Raw genomic sequence first — 11,618 nt, 5'->3', positions numbered from 1 at the left:
TCGCTTTCGTTCTCAGCAGCGACCTTTATAATATATCATGGCTGCCTTGTAAGTGTCAAGAAGTTTTTTGAACTTTTATTTGCTTGAAGTTTTCAAAACGGCTTGGCCTATCAAAGAAGCGATTTATACTTTAACACAGAATTCAAGTGCTCGTCAACCATTATATTAAGGCTAATTTCAAACCTAACAGAAGCGCTACCCCAGGCAGTCCAAGTACAAGCGCTGTACTAATCGTAACCGGGTTCAATGGTATGTAGGCTTCCGTCAGCAGTCCAGAGAAATTCACAACATAAATTCCCAGCGCCGCCAATACAATATGCAGCCCTAACCGGGTCATCCAGGCCAAACCAAGCTTGCGAGATACAACGATATACAGCAGTAAAATCAATGAACCGATCAGCACTCCTGTCAGAGCAATTCTCATGATCTCATCCACCCTCCCATAGACATTGTTCAATAATTAGTCACTCAACTTTCGCAGAGCGAAAACTAGCCTTATTACATGGTGTTACTGGGTAGAATGTCGATTCAATATGGAAGTTGTAAAAATAGAAAAACACCGCTTCGTTTGGTAAAGTGAGAGTGTCCTAAGCAATCACTACCACGCAGAAGAGGTGTCCTCTACATGATAGAACAAAACGTACAGCAGAATCAACTTCCAAATGAAATTAAACCAGCCTTTAAAGAACTAAAAGTACTGCAACACCTAAGAACAGCGGGCTTTAAAAAGAAATTCGGTTATACCTGTTCGTTTTTATTCCAGCTTGTCTTTGTCCTTTTGTTCCACCACAAGAACTGGTTTCGTCTACTGGAAAGCGAGAAAGGTGCATCCTTTCCTGGCAAAGATGCGGTCTATCGCTTCCTGAATCACAGCGGCTATGCATGGCGGCGGTTTCTGTCGTTGCTCAGTTCCTCTACAATTGAGAAAATTCAACCGCTAACGGGAGAAGATCGCGTATCCGTATTTGTAGTTGACGACTCCATGTTCGAGCGCAATCGCAGCAAAGCGGTTGAACTGCTTTCCCGATTTAAAGACCATGCAACGGGGTGCTACTATAAGGGATTTCGTATGCTTACTCTAGGTTGGTCAGATGGCCATACGTTCATTCCGGTGGACTTCTCCTTGCTTGCTTCGATGAAGTCTCAAGTGAACGGCATCATGCAAGAGATTGATAAGCGTACGTCCGGCTACAAGCGGCGAGTTGAAGCTTTGCTTCCTGCTCCTGAAGTCATTCCGGCGATGATTGATCGGGCGCTTTCAGCGGGTGTGCAGGCTTCATACGTCCTCATGGATAGTTGGTTCACTCATGCCCCATTGATCCAATCGATACTTGATCGCGGTCTGGATGTGATCGGCATGGTTAAAGATGACAAGAAGCGTTATCTTGTTGGCGGAAGCCGATTAACTTTGCAAGAGCTTTACTTTAGAGCAACCCCTGTCCAAGGAAAAAACAAGGGAATCTTACGTTCCATCCGTACCGAGTTATCCCCAGGGATTCCGGTTATGATGGTATTTGTCCGCCACCGCTCGAAGAAGAAGGAATGGCTTGCGATTCTATGCACCGATCTCTCGATCCCCGAAGAAGAAATTATCCGGATTTACGGAATTCGTTGGGATATTGAAGTGTTTTTCAAGTGCGCCAAATCCTTGCTGCGTCTACAAAAGGAGTTTCAGGGCCGTTCTTATGACCTGCTGATTAGTCATACGACGATTGTCTTTTCACGTTACATTTTGCTGGCATGGCAACACCGACAAAGCACTGACAACCGCACGCTGGGCGGCTTATTTCATTTGCTGTGCGACGAAGTAAGTCAACTAGATTGGGCAGTCGCCTTAACACAACTTATTGAATTGCTTGAGGATATCGCCAAGAAGGCCAGTAAGAAGATCACAATACTCATCCAGACACAACTCCAGCAATGGATCGCTGGTTTGCCTAATTACATCAAGGCCTACCTGCCGAAATTAAGCTGCGAAAGTTGAGTTAGTCAAAATAAGAGCCCTGTCGAAAAGCATCCCACTTCACATCCGCCTGCTTGGCCCGCTTAAGTTCAATCTGATACCTTCTCTCCGCCGCCTCTAGCGTATAAATCGCCACATCTACATTAGCCTCGCCTACCGCCTGCTGGAAGGCCATATAAGCCTGCTCCCATTCCTTTCGAGCCTTATTCACCTCCTGATAGAGCATCCTCTTATATTCGTCCTCCTGATCTGGCCTTAAATGAAAATTCAACAGACCCTCGAGCATCATCTTCCTCTGGATCATCATCATTCCGCCCCTTCCGTCTACGTTTATTTCATGTGTATCAAGGAGCGGACAAACTTAGAACCAAAAACAAAAGAACCCTAATCCAAAAGATATCCTTCTGAATTAAGGTTCTTTACAATTATGCAATTATCAGCTTAGCTCTCTCCGGCCTTCAAGCGCTTTGGATAGAGTCACTTCATCCGCATACTCGAGGTCGCCGCCGACCGGCAATCCGTGGGCAATCCGCGTAACCCGAATCTCGAAAGGCTTCACCAGCCGCGAAATGTACATAGCCGTGGCCTCACCCTCAATATTCGGATTCGTCGCAAGGATCAGTTCCTTCACCCGCTCATCACTCAGACGGTTTAACAGCTCCTTCAGGCGGATATCATCCGGGCCAAGGCCCTCCATCGGAGATATCGCCCCCTGAAGCACATGATAATAGCCGTCGAACTCCTTCGTCCTCTCCATCGCCACCAGATCCTTAGAATCCTGGACGACGCAAATGACAGAAGGGTCGCGGGTCTTATCCTGACAGATCCGACACGGATCCGTGTCCGTAATATTGCAGCAGACAGAGCAGTAGTGAAGATTCCTCTTCACACTGACAAGAGCCTTAGCGAAATCAATAACGTCATCCTCTTCCATGCGCAGCACATGAAAAGCCAGCCTGGCAGCGGTCTTCGGACCGATACCCGGCAGATGTGTGAAAGCATCGATCAGCTTCGCGATCGGTTCGGGATAATACAATGGGAGTTTTCTCCTTCAATCTGGATTAGAATAAGCCAGGAATTTTCATGCCGCCGGTAAATTTGCCCATATCCTGATTAGCTAGCTCTTCCGCTTTGTTAAGAGCATCATTCACTGCAGTAAGCACAAGGTCTTGCAGCATTTCAACGTCATCCGGATCTACAGCCTCCGGTTTGATGTTAATAGCCAGCACTTTCTTATGTCCATTCACTTGCGCTGTTACGACACCGCCGCCTGCACTGCCCTCGATGGTTTTATTGCCTAATTCCTCTTGCGCCTTCAGCATTTGCTCCTGCATTTTCTTAACTTGCTTCATCATTTGGTTCATATTATTCACGTAAGCCACATCTCCTTCAATGAAAATAAGTGATTTATTTATGTTTGTTAATCATACCAAAAAGTTATTCTTTAATCACGACGAGATCTTCTCCGAACATCTGCAGCGCCTCATCAACCCACGGTTCCTTGCCTCCGCCGCCTTGCTCTTCCTCATGCTCCAGCTCAAAAGGCTTCTCTGCTGCAACCGTTCCCCCCTGGATCGCCTCATTCCAATCCTTAAGCATCATAGTAACCAGACGATACGGCTGGCCCAACAGACGCTCGAATACCTGCTCGATAACCCCTTTATTCATCGGTTTCTCGGTCGTCTCACGGTGAATATCATTCTTGAACGCGACCAGAATGGAGTCTTCCAGCACAGATACCGGCTCACCATTCATGAACCAGGCATGGATCGTAACCTTCTCATCCTTCACGGCCTGCAGCACCTGATGCCACTTGCTCTGAATCATTGAGGTATCAGAGCTATCCTTCTGGGCAACATACTTCTCCAGTCCAGACGGGATTTTCGCTGCTCTGGAGACTCGCGGCGCTCCCCCTTTCGAGGATCGACTGGAGCCGCCTTGGCCGGATGCCTGCGTCCCGCCTCCGCCAGAGGCGGTCAATCCGCCCTGCAAAGCCTTCTCCAGCTTCTTCTCCAGCTCAGTCACCTGTCTCTTAAGCTGCGTGATCTCACCGGAATCCACGCCCGCTGCCGAGGCTGCAGGTCTGTCTGCCGAAGTATGCTCCTGCTGCGGAATGCTGCACAGCTTCAACAGCGCCACCTCGAATAGCATCTGTGGCTGCTGTGAATACTTCATCTCCGTCTGGTAATGATTCAGCGTCTCGATAATCCGGAATAGCTGCGGCCTTGAGAAAGCATGCGCCATCTCTCTGTAATCTTCGGGATCAAGTACACGCTCCGTCAGCTTGTCCGCCTGAGGAACCGTCTTGATCATCAGCAGATCGCGGAAATAATACATCAGATTCTCCATGCATTTATCGGCGCTCTTGCCCTCCTGCATAAGATCCTCGATCATTTGCATCATACTGCCCACGTCACCATCGAGCAGAGTCTGGGCAAGCTGGGAGAACTGCTTCGAGGGAATCCCGCCAGTAAGGCTCAGCACCTGCTCATAAGAGACCTGCCCGTCTGTGAATGAAGCGATCTGATCGAGAATACTCAGAGCATCCCGCATCCCACCTTCCGACAAGCGGCAAATATATTGAATCGCTTCGTCTTCCGCCGTGATTCCTTCCTGCTCACAGATCATCTTCAGCCGTCCGGATTGCTCCTCAATCGAGACGCGACGGAAGTCGAACCGTTGACAACGGGAAATAACCGTCGCCGGGAGCCGGTGCGGCTCAGTCGTAGCCAGAATGAACATCACATGTGGAGGTGGCTCCTCCAATGTCTTCAGCAGCGCATTAAATGCTTCGGTTGTAAGCATATGAACTTCATCAATGATATAAACTTTCTGCCGCACTTCCGTCGGGGCGTACTTCACTTTCTCGCGCAGATCGCGAATTTCTTCGACCCCCCGGTTGGAAGCGGCGTCAATTTCAAGCACATCCATGACAGCGCCTGCGGTGATCCTCCGGCATGCTTCACACTCATTACAAGGCTCGGCTGCAGGACCCTTCTCGCAGTTAACTGCCTTGGCCAGGACCTTCGCAGTGGTTGTCTTCCCCGTTCCGCGCGGTCCGCTGAATAAATAAGCATGCGACAGACGCTGCTCACGAATCGCATTCTGCAGTGTACGGATAATATGCTGTTGTCCTACCATGTCTTGAAACGACTGCGGCCGCCAAGCACGGTACAACGCAATATGCTCCATTGCGGCACCTTCTTTCTTTCCCTAGAGCGGCTCATGGCCGCCCCCTTATTATACTATACTCAAGTGGACAGAAAAACTTCTATTCTAATCCATATAACTAATCCACAAAAACAACCCATAAAAAAACATCTCTGTCCCAAGACAAAGATGTATTCTTATTAAATATGTAGCCGTGCACCTGTTATCGATCATTGCGATCCAAGCGGCACCTTTACAGCATGACTCGAGACAGGCACTCCTCCGGCACATGAGTGAAACTGCTTATGGCTGCTTCCTTCCGGACCTGACCAGGTTCACAGGTACTCATTGCGGAGGACCCGTCCGTCAACGTCTGCCATAAAGACCAGACCTCACATCGACAAGACCTCTAACAGGAATTCAATCTCGCTATAGCGGATTGCGAGTTACAGGGCACCGCTACCTCCCCATCTAGCACGGTGAAATTAAGTATATCTCATGAGTTTCTAAATTGCAACCTGGGAGCAAAACTTGGCTCTTCCCCCAGCTCTAACCTTAGGTTCGATGCCCATAAGCTCTATCTATGAAACTATCAATTCCAGGAAATTATTGATATATTTATAGAGTGTATCTTTCATTGAAATGGGGTAAAAGGAGGAACTTAGGTTGAAACTGAAAAGGTTCGGATCACTTATATTAGCAGTATCTATTTTCGCGGCAGGTCTATCAGGCTCGTATCCAGCAAAAGCGGACGCGGCGGTTCCGATTAAGATTATGCTCGACAATTACCCACTGTCGATCCCTGGTGAAATTGTCATGATCAAAGGAACGACTATGGTGCCTTTCCGCCCTATCTCCCAGGCGTTGGGTATTGAGGTTACCTGGAATCAGGCAGAGAAGACAATTACGGCGGTAAAAGGGGAAGGCGAGCAGAAGATCGACGTTAAGCTGACACTGAATCAGTCGGAAGCCATTGTAAATGGCTCTGCTGTCAAGCTTGATGTAGCACCTATATCACAGAAGGGCAGCACATTGATTCCACTCAGCTTCTTCAGTCAGCAATTCGGAGCTAAAGTAGGCTGGGATCAGGCCACCCGTACAGTCTCACTTACTTCACCACCGAAGAAGATGTATACACTGGGCTTCTATGCGATCTCTTCCTTCTCTGATGTAGAAGCGGTCCCTGACTTCAGCGCCATCTCTTATGGCTGGAGCAGAATCGATGAGAGTGGAAAGTTCACCACGAACGGGAAAGTGTTCCAGCTTCCTCCAGCAGCAGGCGATATAACTCCTGAAGTTCTGGTCCGCAATGCGGCCGAAGCGAATACGACCCCTTACTTAATGGTCTATTCCAGTGACGCAAAGGGAGAGCTGACGAAGATCATTGAGGATCAATCCTATAGAGAACAGGCGATAGCTGATATGGTCAAAGCGGCAACAGACTATCCATTCCAGGGAATCATGCTTGATTTCGAAGGGTTGGGACTGACGACGGACAAGGAATTAACCCGTGCATCCTTCAACGCCTTCGTCAAGGAACTCGCCGCGGCTACGAAGGCAGCAGACCTGAAGCTATCCTTGGCCCTGCATCCGCTTAACTCTTCCTATAAAGGATACGATTATAAGGCGCTCGGTCAACTGGCCGATGAACTCGTCATCATGGCTTACAATTATGAGGGCGGCAGCTCCAAGCGCCCAGAGCCTGTCGATAAGGTGAACGAGGCGATCACGCTGGCCCTGAAGGAAACTGATCCATCCAAGCTGATTCTTGGCTTGAATATGGATAATGAAGATGAGAACTCTATCAGCACCTTGATCGGACTTGCTAAACGCTATAATCTGAAGGGGATCGCCATCTGGCGGCTTGGTATTATCAGCAAGAATGAATGGAATACATTCTATGATACCGTTGAATTCAAATCATAATCTTATACGATAAAAAATATACGATAAAAAATGCGATAAAAAAATCCCCCGTCCATAATAGACAGGGGATTTTGCATTTATGCAATTCGCTGCTAAGCAGCTTCACTCTTACAAGCCGTATTTCTTTTTGAATTTATCCACACGACCACCAGCATCCACAAATTTTTGTTTACCTGTGAAGAATGGATGGCAGTTGGAGCAAATTTCAACACGCAGATCTTGTTTTACGGAACCCGTTTCAAACGTATTACCGCAAGCGCAAGTTACCGTAGTCACGTGATATTTTGGTTGAATCGCTTCGTTCATGACTTTCACCTCTTTCCGCCCTGCACCTCATGCGTGTACAGAGTTATAATGGCAACAAAAAAATTATAGCACGCCGCAGAACACTATGCAATCACAATAAATGTGAATTACCATCTGACCTTCACACGGGCTAATTCCGCTGGAGGCACATGGGTATAGGAGCCGATGACAACATCAGGAAGCTCCGCCTGGAAGATCTCAATCGCTTGCTTCATCCCAAGAACTTCACCCTTAGCTTCTGGGATAAGCTCTAAATAGCTCTCGGGATCAATATTCAAATTCCGCAGCTGGATCAGCTTCAAGTCCGTACGGCGGGCGAGTTCGACCATCGCCTCGATCTCTTCCTCCCGGTCGGTTACTCCAGGGAAGATCAAATAGTTAATCGAAGTATACACCCCTTGATCAGCCGCATATTTAAGCGACTTCTCCACATTGGCTAGTGTATAACCGCGCGGCCTATAGTATGCATTATAATGATCATCCAGCGCGCTGATCGTACTAACGCGCATCAGATCAAGTCCGGCATCGACGATGCCGCGGATATGATCGGACAACCCCGCATTGGTGTTAATGTTAATATACCCCATATCCGTCTGGCGCCGAACTTCACGGATCGCCTCAATGATCAGCTTGGCCTGTGTGGACGGTTCTCCTTCACAGCCCTGTCCGAAGCTAATAATCGATTCCGGGGTCTTCAGGTGCTCTAGCATAATCTCCACCAATTCATCTACTCGCGGGCGGAAATTCATCCGTGTCTGCGGGGAGACAAATCCGCTATCATCCGGCTGCTCTGAAATACAGCCAAAGCAGCCAGCATTACAGGAATAGGAGACCGGCACCGCCCCTTCCCAACGATTCAGAAAAGTATTGGAGGCCGTCAAGCACTCATATCCCAGAGCACAATTTGAGAGATGCTCATAGAGACGATTATCAGGGTACTTCGATTTTAGCGCCTTCACATTATCCTTCAGCGTAAGCGGATCACAATTCAGCGGATTCCATTTCTCAGGATCGTCTGATTGCCGGGCCGTCACGTAGAACTGCCCATCCTGCCACACTACCGCCGAATAGCCAAATAGCGGAAGCTTGTACTCTTGATCTGTCTTCACATAGCCAGGCAGACATAGTCTCGTATAACCTTGCGGCAGCAAAGCCCCCACCGCTTGTACATCCCCCTGAACTGGCATCATTTCCCCGGTATCGGGGTCCATGCCAATCGGGCGTGTACATGGAAGACCTACTAATGTAGCCCCTTCTGGCAGCGGAATCAATTCATCCTCCATAATCTCAACGATCATATCGGCGCTGCGAGCCAGGCCATACAATGACGGATGATCATATACCTGTCCTTGTGAATCAGCATATACTAAATACATGATGTTCTCCTCTTCAGAAAATCTGTTGCTAGGACCCAGAATTGGACCCTGAGCCAGACGCTTGAGCTCCACTGCGCACGGAACGACGGGCGCTTGTCCCTCCAGACGATGTATTGTTCGCCGACACATCAAATGAAGCGAGGAACTCTTGATTGGTCTTAGAATCACGCAATTTCTTCAGGAATCCTTCTACGAAATCATAAGAATCATTCATATTCTTACGGATCGCCCAGATCGTATCCAGCTCTTCCTTACTCAGCAGCACCTCTTCACGCCGTGTACCGGAGCGGCGAATATCGATCGCCGGGAATATCCTTCTCTCCGCCAGCTTGCGGTCAAGATGCAGCTCCATATTGCCTGTCCCTTTAAATTCCTCATAGATAATATCATCCATACGGGAGCCGGTATCTACCAGCGCAGTTGCCAGGATAGTCAGGCTACCCCCTTCTTCCACATTACGAGCTGAGCCGAAGAAGCGCTTAGGACGATGGAAGGCCGCAGGATCGATACCTCCGCTTAATGTCCGGCCTGATGGCGGTACAACGAGGTTATAAGCCCGTGCCAACCGAGTAATACTATCCAATAAAATAACGACATCCTTCTTATGCTCCACCAACCGTAAAGCGCGCTGCAGCACTAATTCAGCCACTTTGATATGATTCTCAGGCAACTCGTCAAAAGTTGAAGCGATCACTTCACCCTTCACCGAGCGCTGCATGTCCGTGACTTCCTCTGGACGTTCATCGATCAAAAGTACGAATAGCTCAACCTCTGGATAATTCGTGGAAATGCTGTGGGCAATTTCTTTAAGCAATAATGTTTTCCCGGCTTTCGGCGGCGCAACGATCAAACCACGCTGGCCAAGACCAACGGGAGCGAGCAAATCCATAATTCGAGTGGATAAATGGGTTGGGGATGTTTCAAGTACGATTTTTTCCTGTGGGTAGAGTGGAGTAAGTGCCGGAAAATGCAAGCGCTCGGCAGCGATGTTAGGATTCTCACCATTAACGGCATTTACCTGCAGCAACCCAAAATAACGTTCGTTCTCCTTCGGTGCTCTACATTTACCAGAGACCAGATCACCCGTTCTCAAGTCGAACTTACGAATCTGTGAGGCGGATATATATATATCCTCCGTACTCGGCAAATAGTTAATCGGCCGAAGAAAACCGTAGCCTTCCGGCAGAATCTCAAGCACACCTTCCATGAACATGAGTCCGCTCTGCTCTGCCTGAGCTCTTAAAATAGCAAAAATCAATTCTTTCTTTTTTAATTGGCCGTAATAAGGAATCTGATACTGTTTGGCCAGCTTGTACAGCTCCGTCAGCTTCATCCCTTCCAAGTCGGCAATTTGAAGATCCATGTAAAAACCACCTATTCAATTTTAATCATTTACTATCATATCTTTGATTAAATCTATGAGAGCATTGTTCGTTAAGCCATAGTATATTATCTCCTGTTTACAGGAAACTTATGCAGGGGCAGGCAGGACTTATTCCACCTGCCGCCACACATCAGCCCCTAGAGAGCGGAGATTCGTGACCAGATTATCATAGCCGCGGTCGATATACTCTACACCTGATACTTCGGTAATTCCCTCTCTAACTGTTAGTCCGGCGATCACCAAGGCAGCACCGGCACGTAAATCTGAAGCCTTCACCTTCGCCGCATTAAGCGGCCCGCCCTCGATCACCGCCGAGCGGCCCTCTACGCGGATCTTAGCTCCCATTCGCACCAGCTCCGGCACATGCTTGAACCGATTACTGTATACGAAATCGCTCAGTACACTGACCCCCTCGGCCTGTGTAAGCAAACTCGTCATCGGCGACTGTAAATCTGTAGGAAAGCCCGGATATACAAGTGCTTTGACGTCTACATGCTCATATTTATCAGAGCCGGTAACGCGGATGGACTCATCTAATTCTTCTACACCTACACCCATCTCTATCAATTTAGCAGTAAGTGCCTCCAGATGCTTGGGTATAACTCCATCGATTACTACGTCACCGCGCGTAGCCGCCGCCGCAATCATATATGTCCCCGCTTGAATACGGTCTGGAATAATAGAGTGACGGCAGCCCTTCAGCTTGGTCACGCCCTCAATCCGGATCGTCTCCGTTCCGGCCCCCTTAATACTTGCACCCATGGAATTCAACAAAGTAGCTACATCTATAATTTCAGGCTCTTTGGCCGCATTTTCGATAATTGTAGAGCCTTTGGCCCGAGTGGCCGCCAGCATAATATTAATGGTCGCACCTACGCTGCTGACATCCAAATAAATCTTGGCTCCTCGCAGCTCTTTGGCGTATAAATGTATGGAACCGTGTTCATTCGTGACCGTAGCGCCAAGCGCCTCAAATCCTTTGATATGCTGATCAATTGGGCGAGGCTCAAAGTTACAGCCTCCTGGCAAACCGATCGTTGCCTCATGAAATCTTCCAAGTAAAGCACCCATTAAGTAATAGGAAGCCCGGAGCTTCTTAACAGGTCCATTAGGCATGGGAATGGATACTACATTAGAAGGGTCTATCTTCATATGATTCCCTTCCCACGATACGCGGGCACCTAGCTCCTCCAAAATTGCTGAATAGACCGCAACATCACTTAAATGCGGCAAGTTGTCCAACACGACTTCGGATTCTGCCAACAACGCAGCCGGAATCAAAGCAATCGCACTGTTCTTGGCCCCGCTGATCGAAACCGTACCGCGCAACGGGCGTCCGCCGCTAATCATTAATTTCTCCATAAGTTTAAGGGTCCCCCCACGTATTTGCAAGCGAGACGACAATATCGCCCCCACATAATAAGTAGTGGAAATGGAAAGACACCGACAAGGCGGTGTACTCTTCACTTCCATATATATGACCGGACAGCCTTCATGTCAAAGGCTGTCCTAT

The 11,618-nt window shown here is 48.5% G+C and carries 11 protein-coding genes and 1 other RNA gene; 2 read left to right on the top strand and 10 right to left on the bottom strand.

The window, feature by feature from the left end:
• Nucleotides 1–160 precede the first annotated feature (160 nt).
• Nucleotides 161–424, bottom strand: a complete 264-nt coding sequence (locus BFJ94_RS19855) for a pro-sigmaK processing inhibitor BofA family protein (RefSeq protein ID WP_120464203.1) — start codon at nt 422–424, stop codon at nt 161–163.
• A gap of 201 nt (nt 425–625) precedes the next feature.
• Here BFJ94_RS19855 and BFJ94_RS19850 point away from each other — a divergent pair, with 201 nt between their 5' ends.
• On the top strand, nt 626–1,984 hold the full coding sequence (locus BFJ94_RS19850; protein WP_120460909.1) for an IS4 family transposase: 1,359 nt from the start codon (nt 626–628) through the stop codon (nt 1,982–1,984).
• 1 nt (nt 1,985) lies between these two features.
• Here the strand turns inward: BFJ94_RS19850 and BFJ94_RS19845 are convergent, their stop codons facing one another.
• From BFJ94_RS19845 to ffs, 5 genes are all read right to left on the bottom strand, one after another.
• Nucleotides 1,986–2,273: a DUF2508 family protein gene (locus BFJ94_RS19845; RefSeq protein ID WP_229717183.1), complete on the bottom strand. Its 288-nt coding sequence runs from the start codon at nt 2,271–2,273 to the stop codon at nt 1,986–1,988.
• Between the two features lie 126 nt (nt 2,274–2,399).
• Complete coding sequence (gene recR / locus BFJ94_RS19840) at nt 2,400–2,999, bottom strand: recombination mediator RecR (protein WP_120464202.1); 600 nt, start codon at nt 2,997–2,999, stop codon at nt 2,400–2,402.
• Nucleotides 3,000–3,024: 25 nt separating this feature from the next.
• The gene (locus BFJ94_RS19835) at nt 3,025–3,336 is read right to left on the bottom strand and encodes a YbaB/EbfC family nucleoid-associated protein (RefSeq protein WP_120464201.1); all 312 of its coding nucleotides are present in this window, start codon (nt 3,334–3,336) and stop codon (nt 3,025–3,027) included.
• A 64-nt stretch (nt 3,337–3,400) separates the two neighbouring features.
• Nucleotides 3,401–5,155 carry a DNA polymerase III subunit gamma/tau gene (dnaX, locus tag BFJ94_RS19830; RefSeq protein WP_120464200.1) on the bottom strand — a complete coding sequence of 585 codons (1,755 nt, stop codon included), beginning with the start codon at nt 5,153–5,155 and terminating at the stop codon, nt 3,401–3,403.
• A 170-nt stretch (nt 5,156–5,325) separates the two neighbouring features.
• An RNA gene (ffs, locus tag BFJ94_RS19825) (signal recognition particle sRNA large type) lies at nt 5,326–5,593 on the bottom strand.
• Between the two features lie 192 nt (nt 5,594–5,785).
• On the opposite strand from ffs, the gene BFJ94_RS19820 reads away from it, so the two are divergent.
• Nucleotides 5,786–7,039: a stalk domain-containing protein gene (locus tag BFJ94_RS19820; protein ID WP_120465329.1), complete on the top strand. Its 1,254-nt coding sequence runs from the start codon at nt 5,786–5,788 to the stop codon at nt 7,037–7,039.
• 108 nt (nt 7,040–7,147) lie between these two features.
• Here BFJ94_RS19820 and rpmE read toward each other — a convergent pair whose 3' ends face one another.
• From rpmE to murA, 4 genes are all read right to left on the bottom strand, one after another.
• Nucleotides 7,148–7,345 (bottom strand): 50S ribosomal protein L31, encoded by a 198-nt coding sequence (rpmE, locus tag BFJ94_RS19815; RefSeq protein WP_068778087.1) that lies wholly within the window; start codon nt 7,343–7,345, stop codon nt 7,148–7,150.
• Between the two features lie 107 nt (nt 7,346–7,452).
• The gene (locus tag BFJ94_RS19810; protein ID WP_120464199.1) at nt 7,453–8,721 is read right to left on the bottom strand and encodes a radical SAM family protein; all 1,269 of its coding nucleotides are present in this window, start codon (nt 8,719–8,721) and stop codon (nt 7,453–7,455) included.
• Nucleotides 8,722–8,749: 28 nt separating this feature from the next.
• Nucleotides 8,750–10,084 (bottom strand): transcription termination factor Rho, encoded by a 1,335-nt coding sequence (rho, locus tag BFJ94_RS19805; protein ID WP_120464198.1) that lies wholly within the window; start codon nt 10,082–10,084, stop codon nt 8,750–8,752.
• 129 nt (nt 10,085–10,213) lie between these two features.
• The gene (gene murA, locus BFJ94_RS19800) at nt 10,214–11,467 is read right to left on the bottom strand and encodes a UDP-N-acetylglucosamine 1-carboxyvinyltransferase (protein ID WP_120464197.1); all 1,254 of its coding nucleotides are present in this window, start codon (nt 11,465–11,467) and stop codon (nt 10,214–10,216) included.
• Nucleotides 11,468–11,618: the final 151 nt, after the last annotated feature.

Source organism: Paenibacillus aceti (assembly GCF_003614185.1).
GTDB lineage: Bacteria > Bacillota > Bacilli > Paenibacillales > Paenibacillaceae > Fontibacillus > Fontibacillus aceti.
The sequence above is the reverse complement of the archived record's forward strand: the minus strand, read 5'-3'. Positions and strand labels throughout refer to the sequence as shown.